This window comes from Mesobacillus thioparans, from assembly GCF_965138835.1.
GTDB classification, from domain to species: Bacteria; Bacillota; Bacilli; order Bacillales; family Cytobacillaceae; genus Mesobacillus; species Mesobacillus thioparans.
Genome location: NZ_CBCSFH010000007.1, coordinates 171,713 through 191,890 on the forward strand (window position 1 = coordinate 171,713; position 20,178 = coordinate 191,890).

18 protein-coding genes and 1 other annotated feature are annotated in these 20,178 nt (G+C 44.4%); of the genes, 5 read left to right on the forward strand and 13 right to left on the reverse strand.

All coding sequences use genetic code 11. The features are described from left to right. Window position 1 precedes the first annotated feature (1 nt). Genes ACNAZ4_RS13560 through ACNAZ4_RS13575 form a run of 4 tightly spaced genes read right to left on the reverse strand, consistent with a single transcriptional unit; the run spans window position 2 to window position 4,693 of the window. On the reverse strand, window positions 2–1,042 hold the full coding sequence (locus tag ACNAZ4_RS13560) for a type IV pilus twitching motility protein PilT (RefSeq protein WP_415815071.1): 1,041 nt from the start codon (window positions 1,040–1,042) through the stop codon (window positions 2–4). Between the two features lie 13 nt (window positions 1,043–1,055). Beyond that, on the reverse strand, window positions 1,056–2,717 hold the full coding sequence (locus ACNAZ4_RS13565) for a GspE/PulE family protein (protein WP_415815072.1): 1,662 nt from the start codon (window positions 2,715–2,717) through the stop codon (window positions 1,056–1,058). 23 nt (window positions 2,718–2,740) lie between these two features. Then, a complete protein-coding gene (locus ACNAZ4_RS13570; RefSeq protein WP_415815073.1) occupies window positions 2,741–4,102 on the reverse strand; it encodes a VanW family protein in 1,362 nt (453 codons plus the stop codon). A 36-nt stretch (window positions 4,103–4,138) separates the two neighbouring features. Then, window positions 4,139–4,693 (reverse strand): hypothetical protein, encoded by a 555-nt coding sequence (locus ACNAZ4_RS13575; protein WP_415815074.1) that lies wholly within the window; start codon window positions 4,691–4,693, stop codon window positions 4,139–4,141. 134 nt (window positions 4,694–4,827) lie between these two features. Here ACNAZ4_RS13575 and ACNAZ4_RS13580 point away from each other — a divergent pair, with 134 nt between their 5' ends. The 3 genes from ACNAZ4_RS13580 to ACNAZ4_RS13590 are packed head-to-tail and all read left to right on the forward strand — an operon-like array spanning window position 4,828 to window position 6,538. Further along, a complete protein-coding gene (locus ACNAZ4_RS13580) occupies window positions 4,828–5,244 on the forward strand; it encodes a type IV pilus modification PilV family protein (protein ID WP_415815075.1) in 417 nt (138 codons plus the stop codon). A gap of 4 nt (window positions 5,245–5,248) precedes the next feature. Next, window positions 5,249–5,683, forward strand: a complete 435-nt coding sequence (locus ACNAZ4_RS13585; protein WP_415815076.1) for a PilW family protein — start codon at window positions 5,249–5,251, stop codon at window positions 5,681–5,683. Between the two features lie 12 nt (window positions 5,684–5,695). Next, window positions 5,696–6,538 carry a hypothetical protein gene (locus tag ACNAZ4_RS13590; RefSeq protein WP_415815077.1) on the forward strand — a complete coding sequence of 281 codons (843 nt, stop codon included), beginning with the start codon at window positions 5,696–5,698 and terminating at the stop codon, window positions 6,536–6,538. A 28-nt stretch (window positions 6,539–6,566) separates the two neighbouring features. Here ACNAZ4_RS13590 and ACNAZ4_RS13595 read toward each other — a convergent pair whose 3' ends face one another. The 3 genes from ACNAZ4_RS13595 to ACNAZ4_RS13605 all read right to left on the reverse strand — a co-directional run bounded on the left by ACNAZ4_RS13595 (window position 6,567) and on the right by ACNAZ4_RS13605 (window position 12,382). Next, entirely contained in the window at window positions 6,567–8,285 is a 1,719-nt protein-coding gene (locus ACNAZ4_RS13595; RefSeq protein ID WP_415815078.1) for a sensor domain-containing diguanylate cyclase, read from the reverse strand. 81 nt (window positions 8,286–8,366) lie between these two features. After that, a complete protein-coding gene (locus ACNAZ4_RS13600) occupies window positions 8,367–9,677 on the reverse strand; it encodes a bifunctional folylpolyglutamate synthase/dihydrofolate synthase (RefSeq protein ID WP_415815079.1) in 1,311 nt (436 codons plus the stop codon). A 62-nt stretch (window positions 9,678–9,739) separates the two neighbouring features. Beyond that, on the reverse strand, window positions 9,740–12,382 hold the full coding sequence (locus tag ACNAZ4_RS13605; protein WP_415815080.1) for a valine--tRNA ligase: 2,643 nt from the start codon (window positions 12,380–12,382) through the stop codon (window positions 9,740–9,742). A 54-nt stretch (window positions 12,383–12,436) separates the two neighbouring features. Continuing rightward, window positions 12,437–12,679, reverse strand: a binding site (T-box leader). 180 nt (window positions 12,680–12,859) lie between these two features. Here ACNAZ4_RS13605 and ACNAZ4_RS13610 point away from each other — a divergent pair. Then, the gene (locus tag ACNAZ4_RS13610) at window positions 12,860–13,054 is read left to right on the forward strand and encodes a hypothetical protein (protein WP_415815081.1); all 195 of its coding nucleotides are present in this window, start codon (window positions 12,860–12,862) and stop codon (window positions 13,052–13,054) included. An 18-nt stretch (window positions 13,055–13,072) separates the two neighbouring features. Here the strand turns inward: ACNAZ4_RS13610 and ysxE are convergent, their stop codons facing one another. Beyond that, window positions 13,073–14,110, reverse strand: a complete 1,038-nt coding sequence (ysxE, locus tag ACNAZ4_RS13615) for a spore coat protein YsxE (protein WP_415815082.1) — start codon at window positions 14,108–14,110, stop codon at window positions 13,073–13,075. Between the two features lie 34 nt (window positions 14,111–14,144). Here ysxE and ACNAZ4_RS13620 point away from each other — a divergent pair, with 34 nt between their 5' ends. Then, window positions 14,145–14,327, forward strand: a complete 183-nt coding sequence (locus ACNAZ4_RS13620; RefSeq protein WP_415815083.1) for a hypothetical protein — start codon at window positions 14,145–14,147, stop codon at window positions 14,325–14,327. Here ACNAZ4_RS13620 and spoVID read toward each other — a convergent pair. The 5 genes from spoVID to hemC form a co-directional block, all read right to left on the reverse strand. Further along, the gene (spoVID, locus tag ACNAZ4_RS13625) at window positions 14,285–15,454 is read right to left on the reverse strand and encodes a stage VI sporulation protein D (RefSeq protein ID WP_415815084.1); all 1,170 of its coding nucleotides are present in this window, start codon (window positions 15,452–15,454) and stop codon (window positions 14,285–14,287) included. The genes ACNAZ4_RS13620 and spoVID overlap by 43 nt on opposite strands. Before the next feature lie 665 nt (window positions 15,455–16,119). After that, window positions 16,120–17,412 carry a glutamate-1-semialdehyde 2,1-aminomutase gene (gene hemL / locus ACNAZ4_RS13630; protein ID WP_415815085.1) on the reverse strand — a complete coding sequence of 431 codons (1,293 nt, stop codon included), beginning with the start codon at window positions 17,410–17,412 and terminating at the stop codon, window positions 16,120–16,122. A gap of 67 nt (window positions 17,413–17,479) precedes the next feature. After that, complete coding sequence (gene hemB / locus ACNAZ4_RS13635) at window positions 17,480–18,460, reverse strand: porphobilinogen synthase (protein WP_415815086.1); 981 nt, start codon at window positions 18,458–18,460, stop codon at window positions 17,480–17,482. Between the two features lie 3 nt (window positions 18,461–18,463). Then, complete coding sequence (locus tag ACNAZ4_RS13640) at window positions 18,464–19,240, reverse strand: uroporphyrinogen-III synthase (RefSeq protein ID WP_415815087.1); 777 nt, start codon at window positions 19,238–19,240, stop codon at window positions 18,464–18,466. Continuing rightward, complete coding sequence (gene hemC, locus ACNAZ4_RS13645) at window positions 19,237–20,172, reverse strand: hydroxymethylbilane synthase (protein WP_415815088.1); 936 nt, start codon at window positions 20,170–20,172, stop codon at window positions 19,237–19,239. The genes ACNAZ4_RS13640 and hemC overlap by 4 nt, the downstream gene beginning before the upstream one ends. Window positions 20,173–20,178 lie beyond the last annotated feature (6 nt).

The window sequence follows — 20,178 nt, forward strand, 5'->3', positions numbered from 1 at the left end:
TTTACACCAACTTCTCCTGTAAATATGGTTCAGCTGCCTCTTTTGAAATAATACCTTGCTGAACCAATTCTTTAAGGCTCATCTCAAGTGTATGCATGCCATATGACTTTGAAGTTTGCATGATACTGATAATCTGATGGATTTTTTCATTCCTGATCAGGTTAGCCACTGCTGAATTGTTTATAAGGATTTCAGTCGCTCCTCTACGGCTCTTTTTATCTACCGTAGGCAGAAGGCGTTGAGAAATGACCGAAACCAGTACTGAAGCGAGCTGAATGCGAATTTGCGATTGCTGGCCTGATGGAAAAACATCGATGATTCGGTTGATTGTTGCAGGTGCACTTGATGTATGCAGAGTCCCGAGCACGAGATGCCCCGTTTCAGCTGCTGTAATCGCAGTTTGGATAGTATCAAGATCCCTCATCTCCCCGACGAGGATGACATCCGGGTCCTGCCTGAGCGCTGCACGCAGTCCGTTTGCGAAATTATTCGTATCAAATCCGACCTCCCGTTGGTCGATAATACTATTACCATGTTTATGCAGATATTCAATAGGATCCTCAAGCGTGACGATATGCCTCCGCATTTGCTGGTTAATATACTGGATCATTGCAGCAAGTGTAGTAGATTTCCCGCTCCCCGTCGGCCCAGTGACAAGTACAAGTCCTTGAGGCTTTTCGGCAATTTTTTTCAGGATTGTTGGAAGTTCTAGTTCCTCAAGAGTAGGAATTCTCGTCGGCACGACACGGGCAGCAAGTGACACACAGCCCCGCTGGTGGTAAGCATTAACCCTGAATCTAGAGATACCAGGTATGCCATAGGAAAAATCCAGTTCGCCCTTCGACTTGAACTGATCCCATAACTTTTGAGGTATGATTGCTTTTGCCATACCTTCTGTATCTTCAGGCAAAGTTATTTCCGTTCCATACTTTTTTAAATCACCGTTTATCCTCATGACCGGTGGAATGCCGACCGTAATATGAATGTCGGAAGCTCTTAATTCAAAACCTGATCTAAGCAAATAATCGATTTTTTCTTTCATTCGTACTCCCCGTCTACTCTGTTATTGCCACTCTTAAAACCTCTTCGGTAGTTGTAAGACCCTGTTTGACCTTAAATAAGCCATCGTCTATCAAGAAGATTGTCTTGTTTCCGACCGCTATATCCCGAAGGATATTGACAGGCTCCTCATTCATGATTGCTTTTCGTAAATTCCCATCTATCTGCAATACCTCATGAATCGCAATCCTGCCCCGGTAGCCTGTCATATTGCAAGAGGAACAGCCTCTTCCTTTCCAAACCCGATCAATCTGTATGCCTCTTTTTGAGAATATATCAATTTCACGTTTGGTTGGCTCGTGGGCCTCCGCACAATCCCTGCAGACTCTCCTTACAAGTCTCTGGGCAACAATCCCGCTTAACGAAGAAGCCACCAGGAACGGTTCTACTCCCATATCAATCATTCTTGTGATGGAACTAAGGGCATCATTCGTATGAATTGTGCTCAGCACCAAATGGCCGGTCAAGGAAGCTCTGACCGCTACTTCGACAGTCTCCCTGTCACGAATTTCCCCAACCATGATGATGTCCGGATCCTGGCGGAGAATGGATCTCAACCCTGCGGCAAAGGTCATGCCAACATTCGTATTGACCTGTATTTGGTTGATACCCTCCAGTTGATATTCAACGGGATCTTCAACAGTTATGATATTTACTTCTTCACTGTTCAACTTATTGAGCGCCGCATACATTGTCGAAGACTTTCCAGAACCAGTAGGCCCAGTAATCAACACTATTCCATTCGGTCTGCTGATCATATCCTTAAAGCGCATCAGATTAAGCTTATTAAAACCAAGTTTTTCTAAATCATTTAAGGTGCTTCCCATATCAAGGATCCTCATGACAACCTTTTCTCCAAAAACAGTGGGTAGGGTAGAAACCCTCAAATCAACCGGATGGAAATCAACATTTACTTTAATCCGCCCATCCTGAGGAACACGATTTTCTGTAATATCAAGATTGGCCATGATTTTAATTCTCGCTATCAAAACATTTTGCATATGCTTTGGAAGAATTCTTTCTATCCTCAGAATTCCATCAATACGATAGCGGACGATCACTTTCGTCTCCTGTGGATCAATATGAATATCGCTCGCTTTGCTTGTTGAGGCATTTGACAGCAGCTGGTTCACAAGCCGGATGATTGGCGAGTCGGATTCATTTTGTATTTCTTCCTTGATGTTTTCAATTGGAGCATTCATTTCCAAAAGGTCTTCAAAGCCTTCATTGCTGTCATAGTACTTATTGATCGCCCGCAGGATATCATCCTTTGTGGCAATTGCCGTTTCAACATGGAACCCTGTTGAGAGCCTAAGGTCATCGACTGTAAAAAAGTCCATTGGGTCAGCCATGGCAACAAAAAGTTTGTCTCCCTCTTTTTTCAGCGGAATGACCAATTTCCGTTTTGCCATTTCTTTTGGTATAAGAGTAAACAATTTTGTATCAAAAGGATACCTGTACAAACTGATATGAGGAATGCCAAGCTGGAATTCCAGTACTTCAATCAACTGCTGCTCTGTGATCAGTCCTTGTTGTAACAATGCATCACCTAGCTTCTGTCCCTCGGCTTTATTCGCCAAAGCCTCCCGCAGCTGCTCGGAAGTGACCAATTCTGTTTCAACTAGCAAATCACCCAGCCTCTTACGAGTTTGTCTCATCCCTTCACTCCCTGTCCCAATGGTTATTTGGGTTCCTCATTTGGTTTACCCCAAAGGCCATCCTCATCTTTATTTTGATCATTATTCATATTTTGTTCCTGATCAGACTCAGACTGCTGCCCTCCGCTATTATTTTCTTGTGAAGAAGGCTTCTCTCCCGTTTGCTCAGGATTATCAGTCCCTGGTCCGACTACAGTTTCTTTAATAGGACTTCCACTAACCTGGTCGGTGCTAAGCTGAACTTCATGCGGGGCAATTGGCAGGACTTCTACCCTGTGGACGGGAGGATAAAAATCCTCGGAAATGAACTCACTTTTCAAGAGATTTCCCTTTTCGCCATAAATTTCTCTGTTCATCCGGATTAGAAGACCTGATTGCCCTTCTTTTTCAACTGACTTTTGCCCCTGCGTCAAGAGAGGAGAATATTGTTTTATGACTCTTGGTTTCACCTCCTGCTTACCTGATGCTGTGACCTTGTACTCATATATTTGTGGTGTTCCACTAACTGTTACATAAAGCTCCTGCCCTTTTACTAAGAAAGTGATCTTAATAGCAGATTCATTAGGATTATAAAACTTCAAATCCAAGTTTCTTGTAAAATCCAATTTTGCCTCATAACCAAGTTCGATATTTTCTGGCAGCACACTGCTTATATGCCGTTCCGATATTGCGATGTTAGTTGGCAGAATGGATTTATATAAAGCTGAAGCAATAAGATTCATGCCTTTAGCTGACCCCTCTGCTTGTTTTGTATCTTCTGCATAAGCAATAAGTGAAAACATAGATTCGGGTGACACTTCAATCTGGTTAAAGCCCTCAATAATACCTTTGACCTCTTGTTCTTCAGCATTTGATAATTTGATTGAAGCTGTTGAAATAATGACATGCTCTTCAGCGGGAAGAAACTCTTCAAGCTTCATCTCAATTAACGGATTCAGTTTTTGCACTGCAGCTTCTAATTTCATATTCAGTTCTTCAGCATCAAGTTTTGATTTTACGGAAGTTGGAAGTGCAAGATTATTAAACGCCCCCTCTTTCCATTTAACCTGTAATTCGTTCTCTGTTCCACTAATAGCAGAATCAACCGATTCCTCTATAAAAAAAGAAAAGCTGGAGCTTTCTATAGGATAGATTTGGCCTTTATAAACCAAATTAATCTTAGCCTCAGACATCCAGTTATTTATGTGTTCATGTAATTTCTTTGTTGCGTCATCTTTAGATTTATCCGAAACATCAGTGCCGCCAATAAATGTATTTTCAGAGAATACTTGATTGGCAGAGGTGCCAGTGCCTATTACTGATGAACCAAAGAAAGAAAAGCTAAATATAAAAATGGAAAAGACAGAAAGAATCAGCGGAAATTTTACTATTTGCCGGGTTCTCACTAGGTACATCCTCCTGGAGGTGATTTTTTTTGAGCATTACGAACCAGAATATATTCTTTCTGTTTCTGTTTCAGTTTCTGCAACTGACAAGTATTCATTCCCTGCAGTAAAGGGTTTAATATGATCATCTTCATCGTTCATCAGACCGACATCAAAACGATCAGGATTTTCCAAAAAAGAAATATCCTCCTCCGACATAGGTAATTGATCTTCAGTCAGATCATTCATTTTAATGGTGGACCGTATAGTGTTTGTCTCTTCTGTTGGCTCTGCAGCGGTCATTTCATACTGGAAGATTTCTTCAGTAAACTCTTGATTTTCAATATGTATTTCTTCAAAAAATAGCTTTGATTGTTCTGGATTATTCAACCGATTAGCCAGCAAATAGCCATTGCTTGTTGCAAGCAGGATCAATACTGCTACTACTTGCCATAAAAGTAATGATGTGGCTGCAACAAGTCCGATAATACCTATTAAAGAAGCTGTTAACGTAATAACTATTTTCTCTTTTTTAGTTAAACCAATTGGAAGAAAAAAAATAATAACTGCAGTTAACAGAGTTGATATAAGGATAAACAACAGTTTTTCCATTTCACTGCTCCCTTAGATGAAATTGTTTCACCATTTATATAAAAACTGACATTTTCATAACATCATATGACAAATTTCCCTATTTCCTATTGTATAATAGATTCACGAGATTTAGAAGATGGAGGTCAAGTGTATTGGGTAAAAAGTTGGATAACCAAGACGGCCTGACATTGCTTGAAGTTTTATTATCAATCGTCATACTGACAATTGTACTGACTTCTTTCGCAGGATTTTTCAGCCAATCAGCATTATTCGTCAAAAAAAATGAAGAAAAACTGTCCACATCACAGACTGCACAGCAGTTGGTCAATTTAATTGAATTGAACATTTCCAAAAGTGCTTTATCGTCAATTTCAACCTGTTCCTCTCTGCCTTGTGAATTAAATAAAGATAAACTAGAGATTCTTGTAGGGCAAACTATTCCTTCCACGTATGCTATATCGGCTAAATTTGAAAAGAATGTAGAGAGTTTAATCCTAGTAAAAATAAGTGTTGCAGACATATCCAATCCTGACAGTTCGTCAAAAACTTATACATATATTAGAAGGTGAATTTATGAAGAACCAGAACGGATTGACCTTGGTTGAATTACTGGCAGCCCTTACAATCCTATTTATCATTTCAGCGGTCATATATAGCATTTTTTTTAGCTATAACCGCAACTATAACCAAATATCCCAAAAAAACAATCTTGCCCAAAATGCCAATATTATACTGGCAACAATCAAAAATTATCATTTAAACAATGACCAATACTTTATTAACTATGATAATGACAATTACAAATTATTTATTGGCGAATCAACACCCGCTTCCAAACTTTTAAATGAGGGCGACATCAAAGTAGTGATTGAGGCTGGAGTTACACAACCCTCTGTATTCAAAGGAGAAATGTCCATAATAACAAAGCAGCCTTTAACCCTAAAACTGAAATTATTCAATAAACAAGGACAAACTTATGAAGTGGAAACAATACTTAAAAGGTATTAGGGGGAAATTCTAATGAAAAATGAAAATGGATATGCCCTTTTACTAGTTTTAGTCATCATAACGATTACTTTCACTTTTGCGCTTTCTATGAGTGGCATGGCACTTTCAGCTAGAAAACAGGTTAATAAAACGGATGAGATCAATAAAGCAACTGACCTAGCAGAAATGGGAGTGGCACACTACGAAACAGTTTTAAATAAAATCGTGAAAAATACAAAATGGCCATCGGGTACTTTTGACAGCAAACTTCAACAATCATTACCACAAGAAAGCACGATTTCAAATACAATTGATTCTAATTCATATAGAATAACCAATGTGATCCTTAAAAAAGTGCAAGATGATAAGGTAATCATTACATTTGATAGTATAGGGAAAACAAGTGCAGCTAGCAAAACACTAAATGGCCGAATAACCATAGAGAAAAAAACGAATTTTAAAGCCGGAGATTCTGTTCCAAAACCAGAGGACTTTTATATAACTGAGAATAATTATATTGATTTAAAAGGTGGAGATAAATACATATCCTATCCATCTGCTACCTATTTTGTAAAGTCTATTGACATCCATGGTCAACGTTTGTTAGAGGTTTACGGAAATGCATTTTTTAATAGTCCCATTAACTTCTTTGGTACTGCTGATATATTAATACATGGTGATGCGATATTCAGATTCAAACCTGAATTCAATGGAAACTCCTACTCATTTTGTGTCAGAGGCAACACATTCTATATAGAAAATAATAAACTTAAACTATACAAACCTTTTCCAAGCGGAACCAATGCAAGCTGTCCTGCACCATTCGCCGAAGAATGGTTCATCAACCCAGACCAAGGTGTCGACGTACAATACTAAAAGGCTGATCCCCCGGGATCAGCCTTTGTCATTTCACATATTCCGCCACCCGGTTCCGTCCGGAACGCTTCGCACCAACGTATAAAGCACGGTCAGCATGCCTGATCAGTGCCAGGGAGTCATCGGCGTCCTGCGGGGCGGTGGCTACGCCGATTGAGGCGGTGATGCTGACATGCAGCTGCTTACCTTCTTGATCCATGGATTGGAGCAGGGTGAAGGGTTCATTGGCAATCAGCAGCCTGATTTGTTCGGCGAGTTTGAGTGCATCGCCTTTCATCATATCTGGCACAAGGATGACGAATTCTTCTCCGCCGTAACGTGCGAGTGTGCCGATATGGCCGATTTTTTTCCTGAGGCGTTCGCCGAGTTCTATTAATATCTCATTCCCGCTTTGGTGCCCGTATGTATCGTTGACGGATTTGAAGTGGTCGATGTCGAGCAGGATGAGGGAGAGAAGGTCCCTTTGGCCTGATTGCAATTTTTCGAATTCGGTGGTCAGCATGTTTTCGAAATAACGGTAATTATACAATCCAGTAAGTGCGCATCGCTCGCTGTTTTCCTTCGTTTTTTCGTGGTGTCTTGCATTTTCCACGGCAATCGCGAAGTGGGAGCAGAGGATGTCGACGATCATCAATTGTGATTTTTCGAATGCTCTTTTTTTCTTTGCCGCGAGGATGAGTACACCGACTACCTGGTTGTTCCGGGCAATGGGAACGCCAAGGATGCTTTCAGCTCCTTGCGGGATGTAGCCAGAGTTTATATGGCTCCATTCTTTCTTGGAATGGAAGATTACAGGCTCATTCCCATCCCATACAAGTCCGCTGATCCCTTTCCCTTTTCCCAGACGTGCTGCCAGCGGTTCAAACACTTCCCCGAATTCAACCTTATGGATCAATTTCAATTCCTTATCTTCCACTACATCCAATATGTAAGCATAGTCTACCGGCAGCATCTCAATCAGCTTTTTGACGAACAGGTCGAGTACTTCATCTGCCTTCAATCTTTCTGCCAGCTGATGACCGATTTCCGCAGCATTCTGTAAAAATTGGTTCACCTTATCGCTTGAATAATAGAGACTGAGAATGATAGACAGACTTGCAAACGGAATCCCAACGAACAGAAGTGAAAAATGCCCCATATCACTCAAATACAGCTCGTATAGCACAAACCCTATCGGGAAGGTAATCAGCGTCGTGACCGTTTCCCAGATGAAGTCTTTCCCGAAATATGGTCCCTTCTGCTTTAAGATCAAAGCTTGCAAAAACAGGAGGATCAGGGTATTCACCCCGTAATTACTGATGCCATATATAGTTCCGAGGACATAAGTATATGGCTCCATTGCTAAATCTACACCATTGCTTCCTCCCAATGAATAAAACAAAAGACCGCTCAAAAGGGATACAATAAAAAACATTAACGAGTTTAATGGAAACCTGTATAAATCCGTTTTTTGGACACGAAGCCTCATCAAGAGGATCAATACCGAAATCTGTATCAATACCATTTCGAGAAAAATTCCATATATCAGAAAAACTGCGAGCGAAACCCATTGGATCAGGAAAATCGGCGTATTGTTGACGACCATCGGCATCGCAGCGACTACGGCCATCAGGATCAGGAAAGGAATGACTTCCCATACGCTTACATCCGGCGGTGGATAGACTTGATAAATCACCCAGATACCCACTGGAACGACCAGCAGCCAGGCAAACCAAATAGAGTTTTTGAACATTGGCGTTATCTTCACCTATCCACCTCCTTCCGACTGGGTAAAAAGTCTCACTATTAGAATATTTTAGCAAACTTTTTGTCGAATGTCATAATTTTCTTATTTATTTTCCAACAGGTTCAAAATCACCGGCTTTGCTTCTGAAAGAAAATACAGAGAGCCTGTCACGATTAAAATTTCATGGTCTTTTATCTCAGTTATTTTCTGGCGGAGGAAGTCATGATAATCACTGGCAACGCTAAGCTTATCACTGTTTCCAGCTTCCATCAGATCTTCTGCGGAGGCAGCACGCGGAAAATCGAATGTCGTGAATACCAGATGGTCGGCTGCTTCTTCCAAGGTTGCAATCATCTTGTCGAATTTCTTGTCTTTGAGCGCTGCAAATAAGATCGTAATCTTTTTATCGGCATATCGCGATTTGATTTCACTGGCGAGGGCATTTATACCTTCTTCATTATGCGCACCGTCGATTACGACATAAGGAGCTGCACTGAGGGCTTCAAGACGTCCCGGCCAGTAAGCGTGGATGAGTCCCTCCCGGATATCCGATTCTTCAATCATGAAGGAGTAATAGTTGGCAAGGACCTGTGTTGCCATTACCGCACAAGCCGCATTATCAACCTGGTGGGAACCAATCATGGATGTCTCCAGATTTTTGTACTTTCCGAACATGCTGGAGAAGGAAAATTGCTCACCTTGCTGCAAGGATTCCCTTGAACTTGTAGAAAAGTCTTTTTCCAGCACGTACAGAGGTGATTTACTTTCCATCGCTTTTTTCTTGATCACTTCGAGCGCTTCCGGCTGTTTCACTCCCGTCATGACACTCACACCATTCTTGATGATGCCCGCTTTTTCAAATGCGATTTGTTCATATGTATCACCGAGTATTGCTGTATGGTCCAGCCCAATGCTGGTAATGATCGACAGCAGAGGATGGATGACATTGGTCGAATCAAAACGTCCGCCGAGTCCCACTTCATAGATGGCAACGTCAACGGGAGACATCTTGGCAAAATAACAGATTGACATGGCGGTGATCACTTCGAATTCCGTCGGTCCGCCTAATTCCGTTTGATCCAGTTCGTCTGCAAGCGGCTTGATCACATTCGTCAGTTTAACAAGTTCCTCATCACTAATCGGCTGTCCGTTAATGCTGATCCGCTCATTGAATTGTTCAAAATAAGGCGAAGTAAACGTGCCGACCCTGTAACCAGCTGACTGCAGGATGCTGCGCAGAAAGGTGACTGTCGAGCCTTTACCGTTCGTACCGCCGACATGGATGGTCTTGATCCTTCTTTCAGGATGCTCTAGCTTCTCAAGCATCCATTCCATTCTTGAAAGTCCTGGTTTCATCCCCAGGCGCAGCCTTGCATGAATCCAGTCAATTGCTTGTTCATATGTTTCAAACATATACAACACCTCAATTCAAGATGAAGACGAACCAAAATGGTTCGTCTTCAAAGTTTCATTTATTAGTTTCTTAATTCATTGATGCGAGCTTCGACTGCTGCACGTTTTTCAACGTAATCTTTTTCCTTCGCACGCTCTTCTTCAATGACTTTTTCAGGAGCTTTCTTAACGAAGCCTTCGTTTGAAAGCTTTTTCTGTACACGATCGACTTCTTTATCGAGCTTCTCTTTTTCCTTCTGAAGACGGGCGATTTCTTCGTCGATATTGATCAGGCCTTCAAGCGGCATGATGATCTCGAGTCCTGTAGCGACCGCTGTCATCGCTTTTTCAGGAGCGTTGACTTCAAGCCCGATCTCCAGGTTCTCTGGATTACAGAAACGGACGATGTAGCCGCGGTTGTTTTCAAGCATGCTCAATATCTTCTCATCCTTCGCTTTCAGGAACATATCAACCTTTTTGCTGAGCGGTGTGTTCACCTCAGAGCGGATATTCCTTACCGAACGGATGACCTCAACAAGCAGCTTCATATCTTCTGCAGCTTGCTGGTCTGTAAGAGCGGCATCAACCTGCGGCCAGCTTGCAACCGTGATGGACTCCCCTTGATGAGGAAGGTTCTGCCAGATTTCTTCCGTGATGAATGGCATGAATGGATGAAGCAGGCGCATCGTGTTGTCTAGAACGTATGCAAGGATGGACCTTGTTGTCTTCTTGGCAGCTTCGTCTTCGCCGTAAAGCGGGAGCTTCGCCATTTCAATATACCAGTCACAAAAGTCATCCCAGATGAAGTTGTAAAGCGCTCTGCCGACTTCGCCGAACTCATATCGGTCTGACAGTCTTGTCACTGTTTCGATTGTTTCATTGAGCCTTGTCAGAATCCACTTATCCGCAACGGATTTCTCACCGCTTAGATCGATTTCCTCGTATTTAAGGCCGTTCATGTTCATCAACGCGAAACGGGATGCGTTCCAGATTTTATTGGCAAAGTTCCATGTCGCTTCAACCTTTTCCGTGCTGTAACGAAGATCCTGCCCCGGTGAGCTTCCTGTTGTCAGGAAGTAGCGGAGTGAGTCTGCGCCATACTGGTCGATGACATCCATTGGATCAACGCCGTTGCCAAGTGACTTACTCATCTTGCGGCCATCTTCGGCACGAACGAGTCCGTGGATCAATACATCCTTGAATGGTCTTTGTTCAGTGAACTCAAGTCCCTGGAAAATCATCCTTGAAACCCAGAAGAAGATAATATCATATCCGGTTACTAGTGCAGCTGTCGGGTAATAGCGCTTGTAATCAGCTGCTTCCTCGTTCGGCCAGCCCATTGTCGAGAATGGCCATAGCGCTGAGCTGAACCATGTATCAAGAACGTCATTGTCTTGTTCCCAGTTCTCAGGGTCTGCAGGCGGCTCATGGTCTACATATACCTCACCTGTTTCCTTATGGTACCAGGCCGGGATGCGATGGCCCCACCATAGCTGACGGGAAATACACCAGTCGCGGATATTTTCCATCCAGCGCATATACGTGTTTTCAAAGCGCTCAGGAACAAAGTTGACCTTTTCTTCCTTGCTTTGAAGCGCGATGGCCTCATCAGCTAGCGGCTGCATTTTAACAAACCACTGAGTTGACAGGTATGGCTCGACAACTGCTCCGCTGCGCTCAGAGTGTCCTACTGAGTGCATGTGCTCTTCAATCTTGAACAATACGCCAGCATCCTGAAGGTCCTTGACGATTTGCTTGCGGCACTCGAAACGGTCCATGCCCTGATACTTGCCTGCTTTCGCGTTCATTGAGCCATCTTCGTTCATGACCAGGACTCTTTCAAGGTTATGACGGTTGCCGATCTCAAAGTCGTTAGGGTCATGTGCCGGCGTGATTTTTACTGCGCCAGAACCGAATTCCATGTCAACATAATCATCACCGACAATCGGAATCTCACGGCCAACGATTGGCAGGATGACTGTCTTGCCGATTAAGTGCTTGTAGCGGTCATCTTCCGGATGGACAGCAACCGCTGTATCACCAAGCATCGTTTCCGGTCTTGTCGTGGCGATTTCGATATGGCCGCTGCCACCTGCTAGCGGATATCTCATATGATAGAAAGCGCCCTGAACGTCTTTATGGATAACCTCGATATCAGATAAAGCTGTTTTCGCAGCAGGATCCCAGTTGATGATATATTCGCCGCGATAAATCAAGCCTTTGCGGTATAACGAAACGAATACTTCTTTAACTGCCTTCGAAAGGCCTTCATCCAATGTGAAACGCTCGCGGCTATAATCAAGGCCAAGGCCAAGCTTAGACCACTGTGTGCGGATATGCTGTGCATATTCTTCTTTCCATTTCCATGCTTCTTCTAAAAACTTTTCTCGGCCCAGTTCGTAGCGGTTGATGCCCTGGCTGCGAAGCTTCTCGTCAACCTTCGCCTGTGTGGCGATCCCGGCATGGTCCATTCCCGGGAGCCATAGAACATCGTAGCCCTGCATCCGCTTCATGCGTGTCAGGATATCCTGCAGAGCTGTGTCCCACGCATGGCCAAGATGCAGCTTACCGGTTACGTTCGGCGGCGGAATCACGATTGTATAAGGCTTCTTCGTTTCATCATCTTTCGCTTCGAAAAACTTTCCCTTGACCCACCATTCATAGCGCCCCTGCTCAATCGAAGACGGATCATATTTGGTCGGCATCGACAAATTCTCTTCCATCATTTTTTCCTCCATTCCAATGCTTTTCTTTGGAAAAATAAAAAACTCCATTCGCCATAAAAGGACGAATGGAGTATGTTCGCGGTACCACCTTTTTTCCCAGCAACGGTAAAAACAGTTCTGCTGCTGGCTCAAATACGGATAACGGTTCTTCACCGTCGCCTGTTACTGAGAAGATTCCGTTCCCAGGCGATGCTCAAGGGCGACCTTCCATGGTTCCTGCTTAGAAGTCCTCCCAGCTGCTGGACTTCCTCTCTTAAAGCTGGCTGCTCATGTACTCTTCCCTGTCACTGCTTTGCGTTATTTTTGGTTTTTGTATATTAGTTATACTACCTAAAAAAGAGGATTGACGTCAATCATCATTTCCTATTTTTTATTATTTTATACTTCTTGGCTCATGCTGTGCCAATAATCAGCACATTTTGAGCCCATGCCACATAGAATAAAAAAGGGATATCTTACATGCTTGGAGGGATGGCAATGAAGAGAAAGAGGTATAATCCATATACACTCCCAAGGTGGGCGAGGACGGCGAGGGCAGTGTGCGCACAGCTGATCATTCCTTTTTGTGTATTCCAGGGAATCCGCACCCTTTTCTTCCCTTCGACCTTCGATGTTTTCTTGCTTTCGATTTTCATTCTGATCGCTTTGGCAATCAAATTCGAAATGATTTAGGGAGCCTTAGAGCAGCTTTCAGCTCTGGGCTCCCTCTTGTTTTGCCTGCTCCTTCTGCTTCTCGAGATCATCCATTTTGGTTACCACATAACCAGTATTGCTCAAAAGCCAGTACTGGCGCTGGAGCTTCTGGACAAATTTCCGCTCATCCACTTCTTTCTTGCGCTGATGGTACGTCTCCGCGACACGGATGATGCCTGACGGGAAGGCAAGATAGCTCATGAATAATTGCATTTCATCGTCCCGGAATGGAAAATGCTTCAGGTATACATAAATCCAGTCAATGATTTCATCGCCGTATTTCGGCTGTGTTTTTAACGACCTGGCCAAAAACGGCAGCAAATCCTGGATAGGAGAACCCCTTCTTGCCTTTTCGAAATTGATGAAATAGCCGTAACCCCGTTCATCGAACAAAAAATGATCAGGAGAGACTTTGCCATGAAGCGTCACGGTCCTCGTTTTCTTTTTCTCCTTCGTTTTTTCACTCCATGCTTCCAGCTTTTGTCTGGCAAACTGCATGGCCTGCTGAATCTGGATGTAATACAGACAGAAAGTCAGTTCAAATGGAGACATATACACCCTGTTTTCGCAGCTCTCAAGGAAACCTTTGACGAATTCCTCTTCTTTTTCCCACTCCTTCAATGTCTGCTCATAATGCTCTTGCTTAACTTCCGGGCTGATTTCCAGCTCCTTGGCTGACAGGGTATGCATTCGCGCCAGCTCCCTGAACAGCTGCTTATGCCTTTCAGATTGATCCTCCCTGATGGCATTGGGCATCCATGGCATTAAATAATACAAGGAATTATTATGCAAAATCCCATATCGACCGTCATTTGCTGGGTAGACAGGAACAATCCTGTTATAGCCCTTTTGGTAAAGAGTCTGGATATGCTTGATAAAATCCGTTCCTTCGTACGGATGGATTTTTTTCAAAGCAAAGGTTCCTGATTTGCTATAGACCTTCTTGATTTTCCCATAGTCCTCCGCAAAATAGGGCTCGATTGGATAGTGCTTCAACACAGCAGATTCTTCTTTTAAAAAATTGCGATCATCCATCGGATCACTCGCCTACTTTCTGGAACTTCTATGCATGAATAGAGTTGGGCAGGTGCTAGAACACACCTGCCCATACTTAGTGCTGTCACAATCCCAGCCAGCAGCCCAGCCAGCAGCCCAGCCAGCCCTGACAACCAGCTTCCTTTTGGACAAGGCATTGCTCCATTTTAAAGATTATGATTGGTGGATTGCCACCCCGGGAACATATAATACCTGACCTTCATGTACTTCATGGTCGATGCTCAGATGGTTCACTCTTAAAAGCTGTTGCACCGGCACATCGTAGCGTTCCGAAATCGATTGAAGCGAGTCGCCCTGTTGGACGATACATACTCTAATTTTGGCAACTTCCGATTCTTCTTCTTTCCTCGCTAAAAATTCAGCAATGGAAATGCCTTTTTTCATGTTCGGCTTTTTCTTTTTCAGTAAAGGTGAAGATGAGCTTTCAGGGGCTTCTTCCACTTTAGCAGGGATGCTTTCAGGCACTGCCTCTTCTTCTGCCTCCATCTCGACCTCTGCACTTTCCTGTTCGACCTCGGCAGCCGGCTGTTTCTCACTTCTAAAATCAGCTAGAGCAAATTCCGGCTCCGGTTCTCTTTGGGCCTGCGGTGCTGGTTGTGATGCCTCTTCCGCTGCAGCTGTTTTCTTCGCTTCTGCCCTGAACGGCGCATACAATTCTTCTTCATAAGAATCTTCTTCTTTTTGATTCAATGTCTCATTTTGCTGAACAAAAGAATATGCCGGAGGTTCCGGGAAGTCCAGTTCTGCCGCTTCTCCTGCACTCTGATCTGCCTCTGCGGCTGAATCCGCCACTTCTGCAGTTTCTTCACGGTAACTGATTTCCAGTTCCTCCGCTTCTTCATTTTCAGCTTCCTGCTCAGCATCATGCTGCTGCTCGCCGTACAGACCGGTAATCGCCAGGTCGGCATTCAGCTTCAAACGCTCCTTTTCCGGAAAAACATAGTCAAAACCTTCCACCTGGATATCGATGTCGTAGATACTCTCTATCCTGTTTTTCGGAATGGTGATATCCACCGGGAAACGGTGGAGGAATTCATAAACTCCTTCATCCCTCTCCATGACAGAATGGACGTACTTAAGAGCCGATAGCTGTTCCTCCCCATCATTCTCCTGCTGCTGTTCATGGCATGTATATTCCCCTGTCAACTCCAGTGATCCGCGAATGGATACATACTGCTCATTTTCCTGGATCGTTATATTCGGATCGAGTGAAATCGAGACAAGCTCCGCGACTTCCTGTCCTCTTTGAAACCACACTGACTCCTCTAGTGAAAATCGCAGGCACGATTGATTCCCCTGAGACAAAGCGACTCCTCCTTTCATTCCTTAAACGTAAAATCACTATGTCATTAACACTTTATGAGTCTATATTTGCTTTTATGATAATTTAGAACATAAAAAGGAGAAGAAGGGTTAATGAGAGATTGATAAAGATTATTGTGTGGAGGGCGGTAATGCGCCAGGGTTTTATACGGATCTGATGCTACTTCGGACAAAGTTACGGGATTACCTCCAAGTTTTGTCCGAACCTGGAGCTACNTCNGANAAAGTTNCGGATTTGACTCNGTGTTTTGTCCGAACTTGATGCTACTTCAGACAAAGTTANGGGTTTGACTCGGAGTTTTGTCNGAACTTGATGCTACTTCAGACAAAGTTANGGGTTTGACTCGGAGTTTTGTCCGAACCNGATGCTACTTCGGACAAAGTTCCGGGATTACCTCTAAGTTTTGTCCGAACCCGGAGCTACTTCGGACAAAGTTGTAGCAATGTCCCAAAGTTTTGTCCGAACTCGGAGCTACTTCGGACAAAGTTACGGATTTGACTCGGGATTTTGTCCGAACTTGATCCTACTCCAGACAAAGTTGCGGGTTTGAATCCAAGTTTTGTCCGAACCCGGAGCTACTTCGATTAATTCACTCGGAGTTTTATCCGAACCACTCGGACAAATAAATAGACACTCCCAATAAGTTGAGAGTGTCCAATTTTATTTACATATCCTGCAGCTTGGCAAATGCTTTTTCGGCTGCTTGGATTGTTTTTTGCAGGTCTTCGTCTGTGTGTGCTGTTGACAGGAACAGGCCTTCGAATTGTGATGGCGGCAGGAATACTCCTTCGTTTGCCATTTCACGGTAGTAGGCTGCGAAGAATTCCAGATTCGATGTCCTGGCCACTTCGTAGTTGATGACATTTTCGTTGGTGAAGAAGATGCCAATCATCGAGCCTGCGCGGTTGATGGTATGCGGGATTCCGTATTTTTCTGCCGCGGCTTTCAGGCCTGATTCAAGAATATCAGCTTTGCGCTCGAATTCTTTATAGGATTCAGGAGTCAGCTGCTTCAATGTTTCGAGGCCGGCTGTCATGGCCAGCGGGTTCCCCGATAGTGTGCCCGCCTGGTAAATCGGTCCGCTCGGAGCGATTTGCTCCATGATTTCCCGTTTTCCACCGTATGCTCCAACAGGAAGTCCTCCACCGATTACCTTTCCTAGGCATGTCAGGTCTGGCGTTACATTGTAATAGCCCTGGGCACAGTTATAGCCAACACGGAAGCCTGTCATGACTTCATCGAAAATCAAGACGGTTCCATACTGAGTCGTGATTTCACGCAAGCCTTCGAGGAAACCTTCAACCGGCGGGACGACACCCATATTTCCGGCAACTGGTTCAACGATGACGCCGGCGATGTCATCACCATACTGTTCGAATGCGTAACGGACGCTCTCAAGATCGTTGTAAGGTACGGTGATCGTGTTTTTGGCGACGCCCTCAGGAACACCCGGGCTGTCAGGCAAGCCAAGTGTTGCGACCCCTGAGCCTGCCTTGATGAGCAATGAATCGCCATGGCCGTGATAGCAGCCTTCAAACTTCAGGATCTTGTTCCGGCCTGTATAACCACGCGCCAGGCGCAGTGCACTCATCGTTGCTTCCGTTCCTGATGATACCATCCTGACCATTTCAATCGATGGCACGCGGTCAATGACAAGCTGTGCAAGCTCGTTCTCAACAACGGTTGGTGCGCCAAAGCTTGTCCCAAGCTCAGCTATCTTCTTGATTCCTTCGACGACTCTGTCATTTGTGTGGCCGAGGATGAGTGGTCCCCATGATAATACATAATCGATATATTCATTGCCATCGATATCATAGATTTTTGAACCTTTTCCTTTTTCCATGAAAATCGGATCCATGTTGACAGATTTGAACGCGCGGACAGGGCTGTTCACTCCGCCCGGCAAAAGTTCCTTCGCTTCTTTGAATGCTTCAATCGATTTATTATATGAGCGCATATTATCCCTCATTTCTTTTGATTGGCTGCCTCTATTTTACAGGAACAACTAAGTGTTGTTCTGCTGATTACTGTTCCTTCAGCCAGCGTGCTGCATCCTTCGCATGGTAGGTGATGATCAGGTCCGATCCGGCGCGCTTCATTCCTGTCAGCATTTCCATGACGATGCTCTTTTCGTCAACCCAACCGTTTTGTGCTGCTGCTTTGACCATTGAATACTCCCCGCTGACATTATAGATGACAACTGGCAGGTTGAAGTTGTTTTTCACGTCACGGACGATGTCCAGGTAAGGCATGCCCGGCTTCACAATCAGGAAGTCAGCGCCTTCCATGACATCTGATTCAGCTTCGCGCATTGCTTCGATGCGGTTTGCCGGATCCATCTGGTAGGATTTGCGGTCACCGAACTGCGGTGTGCTTTCTGCCGCTTCACGGAATGGACCGTAAAATGCGGATGAATATTTGACTGCATAAGACATGATCGGCACATCCTGGAATCCTGCTTCATCCAAAGCAAAACGAATCGCTGTAACAAAACCGTCCATCATATTGGATGGCGCGATGATATCTGCTCCGGCTTTCGCCTGGCTGACTGCTGTTTTTCCAAGCAGCTCAAGGGAAGGATCGTTCAGGACCTTTCCATCCTCGATGACGCCGCAATGGCCATGGCTTGTATATTCACAAAGGCATGTGTCGGCGATGACAACCATATCAGGAAAATCTTTTTTGATGACCCTGATTGCCTCCTGCAAAACACCGTGGTCATGATACGCCTGGCAGCCTACTTCATCTTTTTCGTCAGGAACGCCGAAAAGCAGTACTGATTTAATGCCCAATGAATCTACTTCGGTCATTTCTTCCTTTAGGTTATCAAGCGATAATTGGTAGACCCCCGGCATTGAAGAAACTTCTTTTTTCACATTCTCTCCTTCAACGACAAAGAGCGGGTAAATCAGGTCTTCAGTTCGGAGATAGTTTTCACGTACGAGTGCACGCATATTCGCAGTCTGGCGAAGACGGCGATGGCGGCTGAATTCAAGGTGTTTCATATATTACCCTCCAATTTGTATATACTGTGCAATGCTTTTCAGCATCTCTTCGACTGTGTATTTTTCAGGCGTGGAATGGACCCTTAATCCCCATTTTTCTGCCTTCCTTTTGGACACCGGACCGATGCAGGCAATGAGGCAATGTTCCAGCTTATGCCTTAAATGATGTTCTTCGACGATTTTCATAAAATGATCAATCGTAGAAGGGCTTGTAAATGTAAGTATATCAAGTCTTTCTTCACTTAGCATCTGAACGAGCTTATCCCTGCTTTCGTCCGGAAGATAGGTCTCATAGATAATGAGTTCTTCCACGAGCGCGCCAATTTCCTTCAAGGATGAGGAGATATAGTCCCTGGCCAGGTTCCCTTTTGGGATGAGGATCTTGTCGCCAGCTTTCACATGTGGCAAAAACGCTTCCACAAATCCTTCTGCTACGTACTCTTCAGGCATGAAATCCACCTGTGCTCCCCTTTCTTCAAGGGAAGCTTTCGTTTTGTCGCCAATAACCGCTATTTTAGGCAGGGACAGGCTATTTTTTTCAAAAAAGGAAAAAAAGGTTTCCACCGTTACATTGCTGGTGAAGATGATCCAATCATAAGTATGTAATCCTGCAAGTGCATGAAGCAACTTTTCCGAAGCTGCAACCGGCTGAAAGGCAATAAGAGGGATTTCCACAGGAATCCCTCCATTTCTTGAAACCAATTCGGAGAAAGGCTTTGCATGGGCCTTTCCCCTGGGAATCATTACGGTTCTATTCTGCAGCGAAAAAGGCGCTATCATTCATTCTCGAGCTCCTGTTTCACCTTATCGATCAAGTCCTTGGCACCCTGGCTGATCAATTTGTCAGCCGCAAGTTCTCCAAGCTCCTCTGGATTTGTTCCAGTTACCTGCTCCTTGATGATCGTCTTTCCATCAGGAGATCCAACAAGGGCTGTCATGACAATTTCTTCCTGGTCATTCAGGTAGGCATATCCGGCAATCGGAACCTGGCAGCCGCCCTCCATCTTATGAAGGAATGCCCTTTCTGCCCGAACTGTCGCACTTGTTTCTTTCGAAGTGAACTTTTCGAGAAGCTCAAGAAGCTCTGTATCATCGCCGCGGCACTCGATTGATAGCGCACCCTGTCCGACTGCTGGCACACAGATATCTGGATCGATGAATTCTGTGACGACATCGCTTGCCCATCCCATCCGCTTCAAACCGGCTGCTGCGAGAATGATACCATCATAGTCTTCTGTTTCAAGCTTAGAGATCCTTGTATCGATATTTCCGCGGATCCATTTCATTTCAAGATCCGGACGCTGGGCCAGAAGCTGTGCACTTCTGCGCAGGCTGCTTGTGCCGATGACAGAACCCGGCTTTAAGTCCTTGAAAGAAACATGGCCGTTTGAAATCAAGGCATCACGGTGGTCTTCACGCTCTGGGATCGACCCGATAACCAGTCCTTCCGGCAATACTGCCGGCATGTCCTTCATGCTATGTACAGCCATATCAATCTCTTTATCAAGCATGGCCTGCTCGATTTCTTTTACAAAAAGCCCTTTTCCTCCGACTTTAGAAAGAGTGACATCGAGAATCTTATCCCCCTTGGTCACGATTTCCTTCACTTCGAATTCGAATGGAGCACCTAAATTTTTAAGCTGTTGTATCACCCAGTTTGTTTGTGTCAATGCCAGCTTACTCCGTCTGGAGCCAACGATAATTTTTCTCATGACAGC